The sequence below is a fragment of the Streptomyces sp. NPDC107522 genome (genome assembly GCF_055657525.1).
The window spans coordinates 23,665-44,608 of record NZ_JBVKAU010000005.1 but is presented as its reverse complement, the minus strand read 5'-3'; the positions used below and the strand labels follow the sequence as shown (position 1 = coordinate 44,608).

The window sequence follows — 20,944 nt, the reverse complement described above, 5'->3', positions numbered from 1 at the left end:
AGAGTCGAGCAGTGCGGAATGTGTCCCTGAGACAAAGTTGAGCAGGCCGCAAGGGATCGCGGGGCGGTTTTGCGGAACGTCCACCTCGGGGTGACTTCTGCAGCGGGGCGTTCCCCCTGTTTTCGGCCGGGGGTCCGGGGGTTGTCCCCCGGGGCAATGCAGCGCGGAACGTCCACCTCGGGGTGACTTCTGCAGCGGGGCGTTCCCCCTGCTTTCGGCCGGGGGTCCGGGGGTTGTCCCCCGGGGCAATGCAGCGCGGAACGTCCACCTCGGGGTGACTTCTGCAGCGGGGCGTTCCCCCTGTTTTCGGCCGGGGGTCCGGGGATTGCCCCCCGGGGCAATGCAGCGCGGAACGTCCACCTCGGGGTGACTTCTACAGCGGGGCGTCCCCCTGTTTTCGACCGGAAGCGAGACGGCCCGCGCTCGGCAGTCACGAATGCGGAGGCGGACCCCAGCCGACACTCACGGATGCAGAATCACCAGGTCGTCCCGATGCACGACCTCCCGCTCGTACTCCGCCCCCAGCTCCCGAGCCAGCTCCCGCGTCGACCGCCCGAGCAGCTGCGGGATCTCCTTGGCGTCGAAGTTGACGAGGCCGCGTGCGACCGCGTGACCCCGGCTGTCGCGCAGCTCGACCGGGTCGCCGGCGCTGAACTCGCCCTCGACGGCGGCGATTCCGGCCGGCAGCAGGGACTTGCGGCGTTCGACGACCGCACGTACGGCGCCGTCGTCCAGCGTCAGCGAGCCCTGCGGGGTGGAGGCGTGCTGCAGCCACAGCAGCCGGTCGGCGGAGCGCTTGCCGGTGGCGTGGAAGTAGGTGCCGGTGTCGCCGCCGGAGAGGGCCTCGGCGGCGTGGATCGCGCTGGTGAGGACGACCGGGATACCGGCGGCGGCCGCGATCCGGGCCGCCTCGACCTTGGTGACCATGCCGCCGGTGCCGACGCCGGCCTTGCCCGCGCTGCCGATCTCGATCCCCGCCAGGTCGGACGGCCCCCGCACCTCCGCTATCCGCGAGGTCCCGGGCTTGCTCGGGTCGCCGTCGTACACGCCGTCCACGTCGGACAGCAGCACCAGCAGGTCGGCCCGCACCAGATGCGCCACCAGCGCGGCGAGCCGGTCGTTGTCGCCGAAGCGGATCTCGTCCGTGGCGACGGTGTCGTTCTCGTTGACGATGGGGAACGCGCCCATCGCGAGGAGCTTGTCGAGGGTGCGCGAGGCGTTGCGGTGGTGGGCGCGGCGGCTCATGTCGTCGCTGGTCAGCAGCACCTGCCCGACACGGACGCCGTAGCGGGCGAACGAGGCCGTGTAGCGGGCGACGAGCAGACCCTGGCCGACGCTCGCGGCGGCCTGCTGGCGGGCCAGGTCCTTGGGGCGCCGGCGCAGGCCCAGCGGCGCGAGACCGGCCGCGATGGCGCCCGAGGAGACGAGGACGATCTCCTTCTCCCCGCCACTGCGGCTCTTGGCGAGGACGTCGACGAGCGCGTCCACCCGGTCGGCGTCCAGGCCGCCCGACGCGGTGGTCAGCGACGAGGACCCCACTTTGACGACGATCCTGCGGGCCTCACCCACGGCCTGCCTTGCCCCTGCCACCTGTGTTCTTTCCCCTCGCGCGCGTCCGGTTCCCCTGTCCGGCAATCTACGCGAAGCGGCTCGGGCGGCGCGCGGGCATTCCAGCCTCCGGACGGGCAGGGCGTAGCAGTTTGCTCACGCTTCGCATACGGCAAAAAGGTTGTGTTGGTTGCCTATAGAAAACAAAGGCCACGCAAACATAATTTGAACGCTGTGTCACACCATGCTCATCCTGCCGCCCGCGTGAAGCGCATCCTCCTCCGCTCGGGAAAGAGCCCCTACGACGTCGTCTCCGTCGAGGAGGCGCTCCACCGGGACGTCATCGCCACCAACTCCGGCAACCTGATCTTCAGCGACGCCACCCACAAGATCCTCGAGACACCGCACACCGAGGTCGTCTCGAACGGCATCCGCACCGATGTCTCGGCGGCGGGCCGGATCAACGAGGAGTACGACGCCTTCGTCGTGCCGCTCGCCAACGCGTTCCGGCCGTCGTTCGAGGCACAGCTGAAGCGGTTGACGCGGCTGATCACCAAGTTGAAGATCCCGGTGGTCGTCGTGGGGGTCGGCGCGCAGGCCGGGCTCGGCTACAACGCGGGGCGGCTGAAGGGCATCGAGCCCGCGGTGCGCGAGTTCGTCTCCGCGGTGCTCGACCGCAGCGCCTCGATCGGGGTCCGGGGCGAGTTCACCGAGAAGTACGTCAGGGACCTGGGGTTCCGGGACGTCGAGGTCATCGGCTGCCCGTCGCTGTTCCTGTACGGCAAGGACCTCACCGTCACCAAGCGGGAGCCCGCCCTCACCGCCGGCTCCCGTATCGCGGTCAACGGCTCGCACAGCGCGGTGAAGTCCCAGGGCTTGGACCGCGTCATCGCCGCCGCCCACGCCCGCTATCCCCACCTGCGCTTCATCGGCCAGAACCTCAGCGACGCACGGCAGTTGCACTGGCGGGACCTGTCCGACCCGAACGCGCTGGTCACGGCGATGCCGACGCATCCCGACCACCCGATGTACCGGGAGGACAAGGTCCGCGTCTACGTCGACCCGGTCACCTGGATCGACGACCTGCGCACCTTCGACTTCTCCTTCGGCTCCCGCATCCACGGCAACATCGCGGCCCTGCTCGCGGGCACCCCGGCGACCGTGCTGTGCGGTGACTCGCGGACGCTGGAGCTGTGCCGCTACTTCGGCATCCCGCACCGCCGGATCGACAAGCTGCCCGAGGACCTGGACCCGGCGTCGCTGTACGAGGAGGCCGACTTCGGTGCGCTGATGAGCGGTCACCAGGAGCGGTTCGAGCGGTTCACGGCGTTCCTGGACAGGAACGGCCTGGAGAACACGTTCACGCACGGCGACGGTGGCCAGGCCTTCGAGCAGCGCATGCGGTCGCTGTCCTTCCCGGCGGGCATCCGCCCCTGGAACGACGCCGATCTCGCCTCCCTCACCACCCGGTTCGGCTGGCTGCAGAGCCGTATCACGGAACTCGGCGCGGACAACGACCGGTTGAGACGCGAACTGGCCCGCGCCACCAAGTCGGGCACGGCGCTCCCGGCGGCGTCCGTGTACCGGCGCGCGCGCCGTGTGGTGGGCCGCCCGCTCCGCCGGGCGCTGCAGTCGGGACGGCAGTAGCGGCAAAGCGGTAGCGGGGCGCAAGGCCCCGCCTGCGGTCACTCCATGCCCTCAGGACACGTGCGTGTCGTCTGGAGGCAGCCGCGCGTTAACCCGGACGCACAACGTCCCGCCGCGACCTTGGAGTGACCGCAGTTGCCCACACCCCTGTCCCGCATCCCGGCGAGAGCCCTCGTCACGGCTCTCCTGGTCGCAGCCTTCTGCGGCCAGGCCGTGGGTGCGCTGAGCCCGCACGTCCCGCTGCTGCTCGCCGCGACGGCCGTGTCCCTGGCCGTCGAGGGCGTGCTGTACCGCTGGCACCGGGGCATGCTGTCGGTGTTCGCCAAGTCGCACGCGGACATCACCGTGCGCCATGTGCTGCGTGACCTGCTGCTGGTCGTGGCGCTGCTGCGGCTCGGCGAGCAGCACCGGGAGACGCTGTACACCCCGCTCGTCGCGGGCCTGCTCGCCTTCTACGCCCTGCACTGCGCGATCCAGGCGGTCTCGGTGCTGGTCCGCCGCACCCGCACCCTGCCGGTGGTCACCCGCAACATCGACGCCTCCGCGCTGCGCCTGTCCCCCGCCCCGCCCGTCCTGCTGCGCCGCCCCGCCGACCGCCTGCCGGCCTTCGGCCTCCCGGCCACGGCGGGCCTGCTGACCACGGCGGCCACCGACGACCCCCGCTGCGCGGCCCTCGGCATCGCCCTGTCCCTCGGGCTCGCCCTGCTGGGCCTGAACGACCTTGTCGTACGGCTGCTGCCGAGCCGTCGCCCGGCCGGCGAGCAGGAGGTGCTGAAGTGGCTCGACGCGTGGCTGGCCGAGTACCGGCCGACGGTCGGCCTGTACTTCTCCGGCGGCGCGTCCTCGGCGTACCAGGCGAACATGTGGCTGGAGCCGCTCGCGAAGCTGGACGGGCGTCCGCTGATCGTGCTGCGCGAGCGGTTCATGGTGCAGAAGATCGCGCCGACCGACGTCCCGATCCTGTGCCTGCCGAAGGTCTCGACGCTGATGCACCTGGAGCAGTCCACGCTCCAGGTCCTCATCCACCCCTCGAACTCCGGCAAGACCTCCCAGGTCCTGCGCATCCCCACGCTCAAGCACACCTTCGTCAACCACGGCGAGAGCGACAAGCTGTCGTCCTGCAACCCGTACGCGAAGGCCTACGACGAGGTGTGGGTGGCCGGTCCGGCGGCGCGTGAGCGGTATGCGCAGGCCGAGGTCGGGGTCGAGGACAAGGACGTGGTGGAGATCGGGCGGCCGCAGCTGGAGGCCGTACGCCCGTACGCGGGCCCGCCGACGGGTGCGTACACCACCGTCCTGTACGCGCCGACCTGGGAGGGCTGGGACGGCAATCCCGGCAACACCTCCGTCATCGAGGCCGGCGAGAACCTCGTACGGGCGCTGCTCGCGGACCCCGGCGTACGGCTGCTGTACAAGCCGCATCCGCTGACGGGGTCGGTGGATCCGCGGGCGGGCGCGGCCGATCTGCGCATCCGTGAGCTGATCAGGGCGGCGAACCGGGAGCGGACGGGCGAGCGGCCGCGCGACACCGGGGAACTCGCCCTGCGGACGCAGGAGTTGGACCGCCTCACCACGACGACCGTCCGGGCGGCCGCCGATCAGCTGGAGCGGATGCTGTTCCAGTCGGCCCCGGAGCCGGGGCGGGCGGAGGCGGTGGGGCGGGCGACGGCGGCCTGGGAGGAGGCGTACTGGGCGTCGCTGCCGGAGTGGGAGCACCAGGTCGTCACGGATGTCCGGCCCGCGCTGTACGCCTGCTTCAACCAGGCGGACCTGCTCATCAGCGATGTGTCGAGCGTGATCAGCGACTTCCTGGCGAGCGGGAAGCCGTATGCCGTGGCGAACACCAGCGGCCTGGCGGAGGACGTGTTCCGCAAGGCCTTCCCGACCGTGCGCGCGGCGACCGTGCTGACGCCGGACGCGGCCGGAGTGCCGGAGCTGCTGGACGCGGTGCGGAACCCCGAGAAGGACGAACTGGTCGAGGCGCGGGCGGAGTTGAAGCGCCACCTGCTGGGGCCGGACGAGCCGACGTCGCAGGAGCGCTTCAACGGGGCCGTACGGGCGCTGTGTTCGGCCGCCGTGGAGCACCGGGAGCGGATGGAGGAGCGGCTGGCGGCTGAGCTGCATCCGGCAGCCGCTGCGCAGCGGGCCGCGGAGGTCCCCGACCAGCGGCGGTCCGTCACGCCGCAGCAGCCCGCCCGCCCGGCGTAGGCCCGCCGGAGGCCTTCAGCATCCGGCGCGCCTTGCGCACCGCCCGCCGCAGGAACGAGTCTTTGCCGCCCTCCCGGTACCCGGGGAAGGCGCGGGCCTCGCGGGGTTCGGCGAGGTACACCGAGTCGGGTATCCCCGCCGCCACGTCCCGGAAGTACGGGTAGGCGAGGTAGACACGGCGGCCCTTCTTCTCCAGGAGGGCCGCCGCCTGCTTCTTGGCCTTGACGAACTCCACGACCGGCAGCAGGAGGTCGGGGCGCTGCTCGGCGACCAGGTGCAGCCGCAGGCGTTCCTCGACCTTGAGGCGGCGGGCGATGCCCGGCGTCCAGTAGGCGTCCATGAGGGGCCTCGCCAGTTCGAGCTTGTGCTGCCTGACCTTATCGCTGTCCTTGGCGTACTTGGGGCCGAACTGCGGCAGCAGGGTGATCAGGAAGGGGCGGATCATGAGCAGGTCGCGCCGGTCGCCCGCGGGTACGTGCTCGGCGATCAGGTTCATCAGGGCGCGCGCGGAGTCGAAGCGCAGGGTGTAACCGCCGCTCTTCGTCACGTGCTTGCCGTCGTCGCGGCCCACCAGGTAGTAGCAGGTGTAGTCGGCGATCACGGAGACGCCGTTCGCCCGCAGATAGGCCTCCATCGTGAACAGCGCGTCCTCGCCGGTCCACAGGGACTCGTCGAAGCGCATGTCGTGCCGGGTCAGCAACTCCCGGCGGAAGAGCTTCTGCGCGCTCAGCGTGAACTTGATGTTGGAGGAGAAGACGTCGGTCCGGTCCAGCGTCTTGCCCCACATCGACTTGGGCGCGGTGCGGTTGACGCCCTCGACCCGGCCGAGGACGACGTCGGTGCCGTTCTTGTCGGCCATCGCGACCATGCGCTCCAGGGCCTCGGGGCCCAGCCGGTCGTCGGCGTCCAGGAAGAAGACGTAACGCCCGGTCGCCTTGCCCAGACCGACGTTGCGCGGGCCGCTGGGGCCCCCGGAGTTCTGCTGCCGGATCACGGTCACCGGCATCGGCACGCGGGCCGCGAACTCCTCCAGGCACTCCCCCGTGCCGTCCGTCGAACCGTCGTCGACGGCGATGACCTCGATGCGCTCCGGGTCGATGGTCTGTGCCTCGACGGACGCCAGGCACTCGACCAGGTACGGCATCGCTTCGTACGCCCCGATGATCACAGTCACATCAGGCTGCGTGACGGTCACGTTTCCCCCTTGTCAACGGGATATTTCCCCCGTATCGCCTCATTCGCTACCTGGTAGACGGCTGGGCGTTGCAAGCGGTTGCCTCACAGGCGTGCTTTGGTGAGTCAGATCACAGCGTGAACCTGACATGCAGTCACGCTATTCGGGAAACGTAAGAGGCTCGCCAGAAGCGATACGGCCAACTCCAAAAAAGGCGCGGTCCCCGAGGAGTTGCTCCTCGGGGACCGCGCCTTCGGGGTCGCGGGTCAGGCCGTCACATCGTCCTCGGCCACCGACACCCGCTGCTCGGGTACGGCCGCCGTCCGTGACTCCTGGCCGACATTGCGCGTCTCGGCCTTGATCGCGAGGTTCGCCACCGCGGTGTTGAACTGCTCGATGGAGGTCGGCTCGTCCGGGCCGAGCAGGTACCGCTTGAGCTCCCCCCGGTCCTCGGCCAGCGGGTCGGCGGACGGGTCGCGCACGGCGTCCAGCAGCTGGCCGAGCTCGGCCGCGCTGTTGGACAGGATGGTCGCGGCGCGCACGGCCGTGTTCTGGCGCTTGAACTCCTCCACACCCAGCTCGGCGGAGTCGGTGACGGCGTAGGGCTTGCCGCTCGCGATGAAGTCGGAGACCACGCTGGAGATGTCGGAGACCATCGCGTCGGAGACGTTGAAGCAGTCGTACAGGCGCGGCTCGGCGCCCGTGATGACGCGGTGCTCGTGGCTGGGGAAGGAACGCCAGTAGGCGTCGTTCCACTCGGCGCGCAGCCGGGCGATCTCCTCGTGCTTGGCGAGGTCGACCAGGCCGTCGCGGCTGGCCTCGGCCTCGTCGCCCGCACTGCCGGCCTTGCCGCCCTTGCTCTTGCCGGACAGCTCGGCGAGGCGGGCCTCGATACGGGCGAGCTCGGCCTTGGCGGCGGCCTGCGCGGCGGTGTCGGCCGTGAAGCGCGGGTCGGTGGCGCGCTCGGCGGCGGCCTGCTCGACCAGGGCGGTGATCCGCTTGTGCGCGGCGCCGGCCTCCTTGCTGACAGTGCCGGTGAAGGGGTGCGGCTTGTACAGGACGCGGACCGGCGGGTCGGCCTTCACCAGCTTCGTCACGATGTTCTCGCCGGCCAGCACGATGGAGGTGTTGCCCGGGTTGCCGTCCCAGCCCTCCCAGGTCGGCGCGTACAGCACGGTCGGGACCCGGCCCTCGGGGACGCCGTTCCAGCCCTGGATCGGTGCCAGCTGCGGGCGACCGACCTCGACGATGTCCTCGTCGCGCACGCCGACGTCGGCTATGGCGTAGCGGTCGCGGCCCGCGCGGCCGGCGGTCCACACCTCGTCGTAGACCTTGCTGTACGGGTTGACGCTGGCCAGCTTGTCGCTGTCGCCGTGGCCGATGAAGACGTGCTTCATGGTGGGGACGCGCAGCAGGTGGATGTTCTTGCCGACGTTCGCCGCGTACAGCGCGACGCGCACGTTGGACAGGTCCAGATTCATCAGGTGCACCCCTCCGGGCACGCAGATGACGGGGACCGTGGTGGGCGCCAGGTTGTTCAGGATGACCCGCTCACGCAGGATGATCAGCGGCTTGGAGTCCAGCTGCTCCATGGTCTCCAGCCACATGTTGACCTGGTAGGCGGAGTCCTTGGAGCCGGAGAAGTACAGCACCGTCTCCGGCCGGTACTCGCGCAGCCAGTCGTCGACGGCGGCCAGGACGGTCTCCGCGTTCGGCGGGATCTTCGCGCCGCGGACGTACGGGACGAGCGCCAGTACATACAGGCAGCCCAGGCCCACCGTGACACCGATGCCGACGAAACCGGCCACGGCCGACTCCAGCGCGGCCGAGACGAGGATGCCCGCGACAGCGGCGAGGTCGAGGTGCAGCATCTTCTCGGCGGAGCGGTGCAGCAGCCCGCGCGGCGGGGCGTCCGGGATGCGGATGCGCGAGGCGAGGTCGACGTTGCGGGTGGCGACCGGCATGCGGCGGCGGTTGCGGATCAGGGTGACCAGCGCGCCGTGCGGGGCCTGGAGGCCGTAGAAGGCGATGAAGCAGGCGATCGCGCCGTAGTAGATCAGGTCGTCCGCGAGGCCGAGCCGGGCCAGCAGCAGGATCAGCAGGAGCTGTCTGATCAGGAACCGGATCGACAGGCCGGCGCGCACCTTGCTCAGGCGGTTGACCAGGTAGCTGCCCTTGCGGTGCAGATAGTGGTCCGCCAGGTACGTCACGGCGGCCGCGGCCGCGAAGGCGGGAACGCTCGGGACGAGCGCGGCCAGCATGAGTGCCGGGAAGCCCAGCATCATGAAGGCCGCCGCGGCCAGCTCGGCCGCGCTGCCCACCCGGGCGACGCGTATAGCGGTGGATATCACGGAGAACCTGCTCTGGGGGGGAGGGGCCGGTCTGGAGGGGGAAGGACTCAGGCCCCTGTGAATTCTTCTTGAACGAAGAATCGCAGAGGCCTGAATTCCATAAGGCTATTGACTCGTGATTATGCCATGCCGTCCTGGCGGTCCAGAACACTGGCCAGCGCCTGCTCGAAGCCGGACGCCTTGCCTGCGGCCGCCGTCGGGTCCTGCTGGCGGACGTCGATGACATGACCGGTCAGCTCGGACAGCAGCACGTCGAGCGAGGTGCGGGCCACGGCCTCGGAGGAGAGCAGGCTGCCCGCGGGCTCCTGACCGAAGGCCTTGGTGCGCATCGGCGTGGCGGTGCGCTCCGGGTTGATGCAGTTGACGCGGATGCCGTCGCCGGCCCACTCGTCGGACAGGGCCTGGGTGAGGTTCACCATGGCGGCCTTGGTCGAGGAGTAGAGGCTGTACTCGGCGCGGCCGCGGGTGTAGCTGCTGGAGGTGTACAGCAGCAACTGGCCCTTGGTCTCGGCGAGGTACTTGTACGAGGAGCGCGCGATCTGCACCGGGGCGAGGTAGTTGACCTTCAGCGCCTCCTCGATGGTGGCGTTGTCGGTCTCGGCGAGCTTGCCGATGCGCAGCACGCCCGCGGTGTTGACGACGTAGTCGATGCGCCCGGTCTCGGCGTACGCCTTGGACAGCGCGTCGTCGACCTCCTCCGGGTTCTCGACGTGCGTACCGGTGGTGGAGCGGCCGAGCGCGTACACCGTGGCGCCGTAGGACTCGGCGAGTTCGGCGATGTCCTTGCCGATGCCGTAGGAGCCGCCGAAGACGACGATCGTCTTGCCGGTCAGGAGCTGGCGGTACGCCTCCTCGCTGACCTGCTCGGGAGCGGCGGTGGAGGCCAGCTGGAAGAGCTTGTCGGCGATGAAGACGTCGACGGGCTGGGTGACCTTCATGTTGTACTCGTCACCCGCGACGACGTGGATCGGCACGTCCGGCAGGTACTTGAGCACGACGGAGCAGTCGTCCGTGGCCTGGAAGTTGGGGTCACCGGCGGCGACCTGGTAGGCCCGCTTGATCGTGGACAGCTTGAAGGCCTGCGGGGTCTGGCCGCGGCGCAGGCGGGAGCGGTCCGGGATCTCGGTGATGAACTCGCCGTCCTCGCCGTGGGTGCGGGTCACGATGATGGTGTCCGCGGACGGGATGGCGACGTCGACGGCCTGGTAGCGCTCCAGCGCCACGACGCAGTCGTCGATGACGCGCTGCGACAGCAGGGGGCGTACGGCGTCGTGGAACAGGACGTTGAGGTCCTCGCCCTCGGCCAGGCCCTCGCCGAGGGCGGCGATGGCGCGCTCGGTGGTCTCGTTACGGGTCGAGCCGCCCTCGATGATCTTCTTTACCTTCGTGAACCCGGCCTTGGCGACGATCTTCTCGATGTCCGGCACGTACCCGGGCGCCATCAGCACGATGACGTCGTCGATCGAGTCGGCCTTCTCGAAGGTGGTCAGGGTGTGCTCGATGACTGCCTTGCCGGCGATCTTCAGCAGCTGCTTGGGGATCGACAGACCCACGCGCTGACCGGTACCGCCGGCCAGGATCACTGCGGTGGTACGGGGCTTGGCTATGTGCTGGGACACAGGTGACCTACCTTGTGGCGACTGGGAACTTGGAAATGGTCCCACTTGGGGTAACCGCAGTGCAAGGTGAGCGTCCCCGCCTGCATATGTGCGCGCAACCTGTCATTCACCTTGTACGCATGGTCATTGTCGGGGGCTCCTCCGAAGGTTCCTGGTAATTGCTGTGAGTAACGGCACAGGTTCAGCGAAGCCGTAGCCGCTTGAGACAGCGATGGCCGAGTACCCGCACAAGTTCCTTGGACGACGTCTGGTGAACCGTACGCGACTTGGCGGCCGCGGTGTGCCGCACCGGCGCGGCAGCTGCCGCCGCGAGCGCTCCGTACAGCGCCTGAGCCGCGGCCTCGGGGGCGATGCGCGGCTCGGCGTGGGTCCGGGTCGCAGGCTTGCACACGGAAGACAAAAGACTCATATCGCCCAGGATGCGCACGCCCATCCCGTCGATACGCTCCGCCATCTCCGCACCGATCTCCGCGGCGGCCTCGACGGCCCACCTCGGAGTGCCGATCTTCACGTCGCCGGGACCGGGAGTGCACGTGTTCTTCATATGCATCACGGCACCGTTCCGGACAAGTTGCGAATAGAGCTCCTCGGGGAGTTCATTGGCGCGGAATTCCTTATTAAGATTCCGCAGCATTTCGGTCTCGGCGAGGGTGAGCGAGCGATTCGCCGCGTCCGGAACGGGACGCAGAAGACGCGCCGGCAGTCCGAGCAGCGCCTCGAAGGTGCGCATCAGCCCCTCCCGGTCCCGGTCGTCGACCACGACGACGGTGACCCGCCCGGGACCGACCACCCCGGCCCAGCGCTCGACCAGCCGGTCATGCCGGTGCCGGTGCCAGAAGCTGGGGTTCGGCTTGTCGTACGGCGGCTTCCTGAGCATGTGCTCCAGCCAGTCCTCGTAGCCCATGCGCAGGCCGTTCTGCACGTACTGCTGCCACTGCGAGGGCATGATCCTCGCCAGCGGGCGCAGGGTGACCAGGACGTGCACGCGGTCGCCGCCGAGCTGCTCGACGATCCGCCGGACGGTGTCGTCGTCGGGGGCGTCGGCGAAGAACTCGCTGCTGATCACCGAGGTGCGCCGGCCGGTGGCGCGCACCTGTTCCAGCAGCCGCTGCCAGTGCCGCTCGGTCGGCTCGGCGTCGCCCATCATCCCGGTGCGGGCGCAGGCGGCCAGGACCGCCTCCATGGGGTGCCGGGTGGTGGCCGGCCATGCGACGCCGTGCCGGGCCATCTCGTCCCTCGCCTCGAACAGCGCGCCCTGGATCGAGGTCGTGCCCGTCTTGTGCGGGCCGATGTGCAGCAGGCGGGTCCCGGGCGGCAGCGGGGTGATCACGCCGTCGTTGCCCGGGAGTTCAGCTCTCGTACAGTCCGTCTCCATGGCAAGAGGACGGTAAGAGGGGTTGCTGAGAGTGCACTGAGAACGGCCTGGGACGTCCATGAGTCCCAGGCCGTTCATCAGAGGTGACGCGAGTTACACGACCTCGACACCCGGCCGTCCCGCCTCGACCCTCAGCCGTGCCAGCGTGCTGGGCGTAGCCGTCTGCTGGCGGACCGTGTCCACTATGCGCACCTGCGCGTCGATGCCGTCGCGGCGGATGTCGAAGAGGTGGTAGCCGCGGTGGGCGTCGAGCAGCTTCCAGTGCGGGTTGTCCGGCAGGCGCGGGTCCCACTCCCGGTGGAAGGCGGCCTGGTCCTGGTCGCCGTTGCTGGAGATGGACGTCCCCACGAACTCGGCGCCGACGACGTCGGAGTCCGGGTCGGCGTAGTCCTCCTTGAGATCGCTGATCATCGTGAGGTGGCGGTCGCCGGTGAACACGACCGGGTTGCGGACCTCCTTCAGCTCCTGCATCAGGGCGTTGCGTTCCACCTGGTAGCCGTCCCAGGCGTCGTAGTACCAGAGCTTGCCCTCGCCGACCTTGAGGTCGGTCTCGGCCATCATGATCTGCGAGCCGATCATGTTCCAGCGGGCCGGCGAGTGGCGCAGCCCGTCGATCAGCCACTGCTTCTGCTCGGCACCGAGCATGGTGAGCGAGGGGTCCTGGGCGCCTTCCTGGCTGGTCGCCTGGTCGCTGCGGTACTGCCGGGTGTCCAGCACGCTGAGCCGGGCCAAGCGGCCGAACTCCAGGCGGCGGTACATCTGGATGTGCGGGCCGTTCGGGATGGCGCTCGCCCGGACCGGCATGTGCTCGTAGTACGCCTGGTAGGCCGCGCTGAGGCGGGCCACGAAGGCGTCGTGGGGCTGCTTGTCGGGGTCCTGCGGGATCTCGCCGGCGAAGTCGTTGTCGACCTCGTGGTCGTCGAAGGTGACCACCCAGGGCGCGTTCGCGTGCATCGCGGCGAGGTCCGGGTCGGTGCGGTACTGGGCGTACCGGTTGCGGTACTGGACCAGGGTGTACGGCTCGTCGGTGCCCTCGTGACGGCGCAATGCCGTCGCCGAGGGCCTGGACTCGTAGATGTAGTCGCCGACGAACAGGACGAAGTCGGGGTCCTGGGCCAGCATGTCGGCGTACGGCGTGAAGTAGCCGTGCTGCCAGTTCTGGCAGGAGGCCAGCGCCATGCGCAGCTGCCCGCCGGAGCTGTGCGGGTGGGGTGCGGTGCGGGTGCGGCCGATGGGCGAGAGCTGGCCGCCGGCGCGGAAGCGGTACCAGTATGTCCGGCCCGGGCGCAGCCGCCGTACGTCGACGTGCACGCTGTGGCCCAGCTCGGGCCGGGCCTGGGCGACGCCGCGCCGCACGACCTTTCTGCACCGTTCGTCCTCGGCGATCTCCCACTCGACCGAGACGACGCCGTCCGGCATACCGCCGCCGTTCAGCGGGTCGGGGGCGAGCCGCGTCCACAGCACGATGCCGTCCGGCAGCGGGTCGCCGGAGGCGACGCCGAGGCTGAACACGCCGTCGGGCAGCGGGGTTTCGGCGGCCCGGGCGGCGGTCGGCAGCCACAGCTGGGCGGAGGCCGCGGCGCCGAGGACCGCGGCGCCCGCGGTCAGAAAGCGGCGGCGGTCGGGGGATACGGGTCCGGACACTCCGGTCATCGGCGAACTCCCTTACCTCACTGGCCTCTTGGACACTTCGGATGCTCATGCTTCAGGGCGGTACACCCGATGAACGGCATACCTCGCGTGCATGACAAATAGGGAGACAACAGAAGACCCGTTGCGGCGCAAGAACGCGTCTTTGCCACAACGGGTCTGATGCTTGATCAGCGGTTGATCAGTAGTTGAATCCGTACCCCAGCTTCGCGTTCGCGGCGACCGTGCCGAGGGTCCCGGCGCCGAAGGTGTACGAACCGGCCGGGGTGATGCCGGACGAAGTCGACCTGAACACCCACACCGACCCGGCGTTCGCGTTCTCCCCCGGTGCGCCGACGACGAGTTCGGCTCGGCCGTCGCCGTTGCCGTCGACAAGACGGGTGGTGGCGCCGAAGACGTCGTTGCTCTCGGCCGTGCCCGGTACGCCGGTGGTGTCCTGGTTGACCCCCGTGGCGCCGGTGCCGGACAGACCGGCGGCGCTGCCGCGCAGGACGACGACGCCGCCGGCGTTGGTCAGCCCGCCGAAGTCCTCGAACGGCACGCCGGCCGCGACGTCCTCGTAGCCGTCGCCGTTGACGTCCGCGACCGACACGTCCGCGCCGAAGCGGTCGCCCTGCTCCGCGGCTCCCGGAACACCGGCGCTGTCCTGGTTCACGTACATCGCCTCGGTGCCGACCGGCCCGTTCGCGGAACCCGGCACGAAGGCGACCCGGCCGCCCTTGGGTATCGGGGTCGTCAGGTCGCTGTCGGCGCCGTCGTAGCGGCCGACCACGATGTCCTCGTAGCCGTCCCCGTTCACATCGCCGAGGTCGAGGGACTCGCCGCCCTGCACCCGCCAGCCCCTGCTGTCGAGGAGCACCTTCTTCTCCCCGAGCCCGTCCGGCGTGCCCTGCCAGTAGGTGATGCGGCGGGCGTCACCCTCGTCGCCGTCGTGCATGGTCCCGACGACGTCGTCGATGCCGTCGCCGTTCACGTCACCGGCGGCCAGGTCGAGGAAGCGCGGGTCGGAGTCGTCGCGGACGCTCTGCTCCCCGCCTGCCGCCGAACCGTCCCGCCCGAAGGGGCCCTTCACGACCCGCAGCCGGGTGAGGCCCTCCACGACGACCAGGTCCGTCGCCCCGTCGCCGTTCACGTCACCGACCGTGAGCTCGCCGCGGGCGCTGAGGCGGTCATAGGTGTTGTGCCCGTACGCCAGCGGCGCCCCGCCCGACAGCCCGTTCGCGCCGCCCCAGACGACCTGCACGAGCCCGGTTTCGGCGCCTCCCTCGACCGAGTCCTCACCGGTGACGCCGACGATCAGGTCCGCGTACCCGTCCTGGTCGAGATCGGCGCTGCTCACCGCGCTGCCGAACAGGTCGCCGGTCTCGGCGGAGTCGGTGACGCCGGTCGTGTTCTGGCTGATGACCTGCTTGGACGAGGTCTGGAGCCCGTTCGCCGACCCGTACAGCACGGCGACGTATCCGGCCTTCGTCTTGCCGCCGACGGTCGCCTCGGGCGCCGCGACCGCGAGGTCGGAGTAACCGTCACCGTTGAAGTCGTCCTGGAGCTTCGCGGTGGCGGCCGGCGTGTCTCCCGAGGCCTGGGCGACCGGCAGGGCGGCGGCTCCGGTCACCGCCAAGGCGACGGCGAGTCCCGTACGCCACGTTGCTTTGCGCCTGTTCATGCTGCTCTCCTCTGGTCGTGGGGGGATGTCCGTGGGGGGATGTCAATCGGCCAGCGAGGCTCCGAAGTCGGCCCCGGTCGCGGGCAGGCCCATGGTGGTGGCGCCGAACGTGAAGGAGCCGCTCGCGGTGATGCCGCTCGACGTGGCCGAGAAGACCCATGCGGCCCCGTTGCCCGCGTTCTCCGCCCGGTCGCCGACGACGAGGCCGTCCCTCTTGTCGCCGTTGGCGTCGACGAGGGCGGTGTCGGCGCCGAAACGATCCAGCTTCTCGGCGCTGCCGGGCACCCCGCTGGTGTTCTGGCTCAGGGACTTGGCGCCGGTCGTGGTCAGGCCGCCCGCGCTGCCGCGCAGCACCAGGACGGTGCCGGCGTCGGTGAGGCCGTCGAAGTCCTCGCCGGGCAGCCCGGTCGCCAGGTCCAGGTAGCCGTCGCCGTTGGTGTCGCCGATCGACAGGCCCGAGCCCATGCCGTCGTGGTACTCGCCGACGCCCGGCACTCCGGGGGTGTCCTGGTTGATCCACACCGGCTTGAGGGTGGTGGAGAAGCCGTTCGGACCGCCGTAGACGATGCCCAGCGCGCCGCCCTTGGTGGGCAGGTCCACGTCGCTGTCGTAGGTGTCCTCGGTGTGGCCGACGACGATGTCCGCGTAGCCGTCCCTGTTGAGGTCGCCGATCTCGATGTCCTCGCCGCCGATGACCCGGCCCTGGGAGTCCTTCAGGGCGCCCTTGAGGGTGAAGCCGTCCGGGCCGCCGACGAGCAGGTCGACGGCACGGGAGTCGGGCTCGTCGACGAACGTGGAGCTGACGGCGAGGTCGGCGATGCCGTCGCCGGTCACGTCCCCGACGGCGATGCCGTCGAAGAAGGACATGCCCTCGGGGTCGACGGTGAACCGCCCGGCGCCCGCCGCGTCACCGCCGCGGCTGAAGGGTCCGCGCAGCACGGTGCCGTCTCCCGGCGAGTCGGGGTCGCCGTTCACGTCGGCCATCAGCACCACGTCGGGGTTCCGGTCCCCGTCGACGTCGCCGAGGCCGTAGGTGAGGCCGGGGTAGCTCGTCTCCGGTATGCCGCCGAGCGGGGTGGGGGTGGCGGAAAGGCCCTTGGGCCCGCCCCAGTTGACGACGAGGAAGAGCCCGTCGTAGTTCGGGCCGTTCTGCGCGGGGGTCCGGTCCACCGTCGACACCAGGTCGGCGTAGCCGTCCCGGTCGAGATCCGCGCTCTGCAGGGCGCTGCCGTATCCGGTCTGCGGCACGCTCGTACCCCGGCCCGACCAGGTCAGCACCTGCTTGCGCGAGGTCGACAGCCCGCTGGAAGAGCCGTACAGCACGCTGACCGCGCCGGCCTTCGGCGTGCTGCCCAGCGCGGTGCCGGGGGCGCCGATCGCCAGGTCGGGGTAGCCGTCGCCGTTGAAGTCGTCGTGCAGACGCTTGGTGCTGGGCGTGGTCGCGGTCGTGGTGAGGGTCGTCGCCTCGGGAGTGGCGGCGTTGACGGCGGGGACCAGGACGGCACCGGTGACCAGGGCGATGCCGGTGGCGAGGACGAGCCGCCCGCGGCGCCGGGGAAGGGAATGCGAGGCCATCGATTTCCTGACGTGGGAAGGGAACGCGTGGAGGGGGTGCCGAGGGGTCAGCGGGGGAACCGCTCACCGAGCCTGGCGCCGCTCGCGACCGTGCCGAGCGTGCGTGCGCCGAAGGAGAAGGAGCCCTTGGCCGTGACGCCGGTGGAGCCGGCCCGGAAGACCCAGACGGCACCGGCGTACGCGTCCTCGGCCACCGCGGCCACGACGGGCTCGGCCCGGCCGTCGCCGTTGCCGTCGACGAGGGCGGTCCGCTCGCCGAAGCGGTCGCCCTTCTCGGCCGTACCGGGAACGTCGGCGCTGTTCTGGCTGAAGAGTCTGCTGCCGGCCCCGGTGGGCCCGTCCGGTCCGCCGGGTACGACGACGAAGGCGCCGGCCTGCTGCACCGTGCCGAGATCCTCGTACGGATCACCGGCCAGGACGTCGCCGTAGCCGTCGCCGTCGACGTCGCCGACCGAGAGGTCGTAGCCGAGGAAGTCCTCGGGCTCGTCGGTGCCGGGAACTCCCGGGGTGTCCTGGGTGATGGTCCGGGGAGCGACCGTGCCGGCGGGGCCGTTCGCCGTGCCGTACAGGAACCTGAGCCGTCCGCCGCCCATGACGATGTCCGCACGGTGATCGCCGTTGACGTCGCCTAGGGCCAGGGAGTAACCGGCTCTGATCCTCTCGCCCTGTGCGTCCTTGAGGACGACGAGCGGCTGCAGGCCGTCGCGGCTGCCGCGCAGGAAGTTCAGGTGTTCGCCGCGGTCGCCCTCGTCGTCCGCGTCGTACGACTGGGCGACGGTGACCACGTCGGTGATGCCGTCGCCGTCCACATCACCGGCCGCGACGTGGACCAGCTGGATGTCGCCGTCGACCAGCTCCGCCCCCGCCTGGGCGGCGGGCACACCATCGCGTCCGAAGGGCCCGTACTCCACGCGGCCGTTGTCGAGCAGGTCCTGACGGCCGTCGCCGTTGAAGTCGCCGGTGACGGTTCCGTAGCCGCTCTGGTACCGGCTGTCGCCGACGGCGGGCCGTACCTTCCCCGAGGTGAAACCGCCGGGGCCGCCCCACAGCACGGTCCGGCTGCCCTGCCGGGCGATGCCGCCCTGCTCCCACTGCTCCCCGTCGGCCGACACCTGCAGGTCGCTGTACCCGTCGCCGTCCAGGTCGGCGACGACGAGGTGCGAGCCGAAGCGGTCACCGGCCTCGACGGTGCCGGGAATCCCGGCGGAGGCCTGCGTGTACACCTTCTTGGCCGCGCCGGTCAGCCCACGCGCCGACCCGTACAGTACGGCCACGTATCCGGCGTCGGCCTTGCCGTTCACGGTGGCGTGGGAAGCGGCCACGGCGAGGTCGCCGTAGCCGTCACCGTTGAAGTCCTGCCGCACACCGGCCGCGGCGCCCGCCGCGTGTCCGTTCGGAACCACGCCGACACTCGCGGCGACCAGGGCGATGGCGACCACCACGGTCCGCCGCATCCTGCGCGAAACAGCCTCGACCACGTCGACTCCGGGAATCCGATGGGCAATTGACCGCAGAGAGGACCAAGATCCTCATCCACGCGCCCAGTACGACTCACCGTGAGGCGAAGGGGTTGCCCTGAGATACGACGCGAATTTTCCCGACGTTCACCATTCCAGCCCGTCCAACGTTTGAGGACGAGGCCCGTTCAGGGCCGAAGCGGGGGTCTGGGGGCGGCAGCCCCCGGACAACGGCCACGACGACGCCGGGCGCTTCCTCAGGCCTCGCCTCAGAACGGCTCGAAGTCGTCGAACTCCCGGAGGGACTCGTCCCGCTCGGCCTGCTTGTCCCGCCGCCGCTGCGTAGCGGGCCGCGGCGCCTCGAAACGGTGGTCCTCACCCCGTCGGCCCAGCATCTCCGCCCCGGCCGTCACGGTCGGCTCCCAGTCGAAGACGACGGCGTTGTCCTCGGGTCCGATGGCGACACCGTCGCCCGACCGGGCCCCCGCCTTCATCAACTCCTCTTCCACACCGAGCCGGTTCAGCCGGTCGGCGAGGTAGCCGACGGCCTCGTCGTTGTTGAAGTCGGTCTGCCGCACCCAGCGCTCGGGCTTCTCGCCGCGCACCCGGAACAGCGGCTCGCCGCCGATCTCCTCGCGCGTCACGGTGAAGCCCGCGTCGTCGACGGCCTTCGGCCGGATCACGATCCGCGTCGCCTCTTCCTTCGGCTTCGCGGCCCGCGCCTTGGCGACCAGGTCGGCCAGCGCGAACGACAGCTCCTTCAGCCCGGTGTGCGCAACGGCGGACACCTCGAAGACCCGGTAGCCACGGGCCTCCAGATCCGGCCGCACCATCTCGGCGAGGTCCTTGCCGTCCGGTACGTCGATCTTGTTCAGGACGACGATCCGCGGCCGGTTGTCCAGCCCGCCGTACTCCCGCAGCTCCGCCTCGATGACGTCAAGGTCGGAGGCGGGGTCCCGGTCGGACTCCAGCGTCGCGGTGTCCAGCACGTGCACGAGCACGCTGCACCGCTCGACGTGCCGCAGGAACTCAAGGCCGAGGCCCTTGCCCTGACTGGCGCCCGGGATGAGCCCGGGGACGTCGGCGATGGTGTACACGGTCGAACCGGCGGTCACCACACCGAGGTTGGGCACGAGGGTGGTGAAGGGATAGTCCGCGATCTTCGGCTTGGCGGCGCTCAGCACGGAGATCAGCGAGGACTTGCCGGCGCTCGGGTACCCGACCAGCGCCACGTCGGCGACCGTCTTCAGCTCCAGGACGATGTCCTGGAGGTCCCCCGGCTCACCGAGCAGCGCGAACCCCGGCGCCTTGCGTCGCGCCGACGCCAGCGCGGCGTTGCCGAGCCCGCCCCGGCCGCCCTGCGCGGCGACGTACGACGTGCCGTGCCCGACCAGGTCGGCGAGGACGTTGCCGGCCTTGTCGAGGACGACGGTGCCGTCCGGCACGGGAAGGACCAGGTCCTGCCCGTCCTTGCCCGACCGGTTGCCGCCCTCGCCGGGCTTGCCGTTGGTGGCCTTGCGGTGCGGGGAGTGGTGGTAGTCGAGCAGGGTCGTGATCGACTGGTCGACGGTGAGGATCACGTCCCCGCCGCGCCCGCCGTTGCCGCCGTCGGGCCCGCCGAGCGGCTTGAACTTCTCACGGTGGACGGAGGCACAGCCGTGGCCTCCGTTACCCGCGGCGACGTGCAGCTCGACGCGGTCCACGAAGGTGGTCATGGTGGGTGCCTCCAGAAGTACGGGATTGTCTACTACATAACACGCGAAAGGCGGACCCGCCTTCCCCTCGGGGAAGTGAGGTCCGCCTCGCGAAATGTTCGGTCGAAGCCGTTAAGTCAGCTGACTCAGGCGACCGGAACGATGTTCACGACCTTGCGGCCACGGCTGGTGCCGAACTCCACCGCACCGGCCTGCAGCGCGAACAGCGTGTCGTCGCCGCCGCGGCCGACGCCGGCGCCCGGGTGGAAGTGGGTGCCGCGCTGACGGACCAGGATCTCGCCCGCGTTGACGACCTGACCGCCGAAGCGCTTCACGCCGAGGCGCTGAGCGTTGGAGTCACGACCGTTACGGGTGGACGATGCGCCCTTCTTGTGTGCCATCTCTCCTCAGTCCCTTACTTCGCAGCCGCGGGGATCTCAGTGACCTTGATCGCCGTGTACTGCTGGCGGTGGCCCTGACGACGGCGGTAGCCGGTCTTGTTCTTGTAGCGCAGAATGTCGATCTTCTGGCCCTTGTGGTGGTCCACGACCTCGGCCTGGACCTTGATGCCGGCCAGCACCCACGGGTCACTGGTCACAGCGTCGCCGTCGACAACGAGCAGGGTCGAGAGCTCGACCGTGTCGCCAACCTTGGCGGTGGAAATCTTGTCAACCTCAACGATGTCGCCGACAGCAACCTTGTGCTGGCGACCACCGCTGCGCACGATGGCGTACACGCGGATCTCACTCTCTCGCTCGGGAACGGCACCCCCGCAGTCCAGCCGTCCGGCACGCGGGCAGCCTCTCCAGGAACACCGTGTGCTCCGGAGGAAGAGGTTTACGGGGATGTGGCGTGCCTATATCCACGGACACGCCGACGGTCAAGGTTACGGGGCCGTGGCCGAGGGGGTCAAACCGGGCCGGGTCCCACGGGTGTGCGGCCGGTCACGTGGACCGGCCGCACCCCTCACTGCTCGGCTCTCG

At 70.2% G+C, this 20,944-nt stretch carries 14 protein-coding genes; 2 read left to right on the top strand and 12 right to left on the bottom strand.

The features are described 5' to 3' along the window. Positions 1-462 precede the first annotated feature (462 nt). Positions 463-1,569: a glutamate 5-kinase gene (gene proB, locus ACZ7L6_RS17335; protein ID WP_471925653.1), complete on the bottom strand. Its 1,107-nt coding sequence runs from the start codon at positions 1,567-1,569 to the stop codon at positions 463-465. Between the two features lie 243 nt (positions 1,570-1,812). On the opposite strand from proB, the gene ACZ7L6_RS17330 reads away from it, so the two are divergent. Together ACZ7L6_RS17330 and ACZ7L6_RS17325 are read left to right on the top strand one after the other, a co-directional pair. Next, the gene (locus ACZ7L6_RS17330; RefSeq protein ID WP_471924664.1) at positions 1,813-3,195 is read left to right on the top strand and encodes a polysaccharide pyruvyl transferase family protein; all 1,383 of its coding nucleotides are present in this window, start codon (positions 1,813-1,815) and stop codon (positions 3,193-3,195) included. 135 nt (positions 3,196-3,330) lie between these two features. After that, complete coding sequence (locus ACZ7L6_RS17325; RefSeq protein ID WP_471924662.1) at positions 3,331-5,403, top strand: hypothetical protein; 2,073 nt, start codon at positions 3,331-3,333, stop codon at positions 5,401-5,403. Here ACZ7L6_RS17325 and ACZ7L6_RS17320 read toward each other — a convergent pair. The 11 genes from ACZ7L6_RS17320 to rplU all read right to left on the bottom strand — a co-directional run bounded on the left by ACZ7L6_RS17320 (position 5,372) and on the right by rplU (position 20,697). Continuing rightward, entirely contained in the window at positions 5,372-6,598 is a 1,227-nt protein-coding gene (locus ACZ7L6_RS17320; protein WP_471924660.1) for a glycosyltransferase family 2 protein, read from the bottom strand. The genes ACZ7L6_RS17325 and ACZ7L6_RS17320 overlap by 32 nt on opposite strands. A 245-nt stretch (positions 6,599-6,843) precedes the next feature. Beyond that, complete coding sequence (locus ACZ7L6_RS17315) at positions 6,844-8,898, bottom strand: hypothetical protein (protein ID WP_471925651.1); 2,055 nt, start codon at positions 8,896-8,898, stop codon at positions 6,844-6,846. 149 nt (positions 8,899-9,047) lie between these two features. Continuing rightward, on the bottom strand, positions 9,048-10,547 hold the full coding sequence (locus tag ACZ7L6_RS17310; protein ID WP_471924658.1) for a D-ribitol-5-phosphate cytidylyltransferase: 1,500 nt from the start codon (positions 10,545-10,547) through the stop codon (positions 9,048-9,050). A gap of 181 nt (positions 10,548-10,728) precedes the next feature. Beyond that, positions 10,729-11,922, bottom strand: a complete 1,194-nt coding sequence (locus tag ACZ7L6_RS17305; protein WP_471924656.1) for a hypothetical protein — start codon at positions 11,920-11,922, stop codon at positions 10,729-10,731. A 93-nt stretch (positions 11,923-12,015) separates the two neighbouring features. After that, complete coding sequence (locus ACZ7L6_RS17300; protein ID WP_471924654.1) at positions 12,016-13,575, bottom strand: alkaline phosphatase D family protein; 1,560 nt, start codon at positions 13,573-13,575, stop codon at positions 12,016-12,018. Positions 13,576-13,753: 178 nt separating this feature from the next. Next, positions 13,754-15,235: an FG-GAP-like repeat-containing protein gene (locus tag ACZ7L6_RS17295; protein WP_471924652.1), complete on the bottom strand. Its 1,482-nt coding sequence runs from the start codon at positions 15,233-15,235 to the stop codon at positions 13,754-13,756. Between the two features lie 42 nt (positions 15,236-15,277). Further along, entirely contained in the window at positions 15,278-16,810 is a 1,533-nt protein-coding gene (locus tag ACZ7L6_RS17290) for an integrin alpha (RefSeq protein ID WP_471924650.1), read from the bottom strand. Positions 16,811-16,857: 47 nt separating this feature from the next. Then, positions 16,858-18,288, bottom strand: coding sequence for an FG-GAP repeat domain-containing protein (locus tag ACZ7L6_RS17285; protein ID WP_471924648.1), 1,431 nt, complete (start codon positions 18,286-18,288; stop codon positions 16,858-16,860). Positions 18,289-18,536: 248 nt separating this feature from the next. Next, positions 18,537-19,982, bottom strand: a complete 1,446-nt coding sequence (gene obgE, locus ACZ7L6_RS17280; RefSeq protein ID WP_471924646.1) for a GTPase ObgE — start codon at positions 19,980-19,982, stop codon at positions 18,537-18,539. A gap of 125 nt (positions 19,983-20,107) precedes the next feature. After that, a complete protein-coding gene (gene rpmA / locus ACZ7L6_RS17275; RefSeq protein ID WP_030051735.1) occupies positions 20,108-20,362 on the bottom strand; it encodes a 50S ribosomal protein L27 in 255 nt (84 codons plus the stop codon). Between the two features lie 14 nt (positions 20,363-20,376). Next, the gene (gene rplU / locus ACZ7L6_RS17270) at positions 20,377-20,697 is read right to left on the bottom strand and encodes a 50S ribosomal protein L21 (RefSeq protein ID WP_004931419.1); all 321 of its coding nucleotides are present in this window, start codon (positions 20,695-20,697) and stop codon (positions 20,377-20,379) included. Positions 20,698-20,944: the final 247 nt, after the last annotated feature.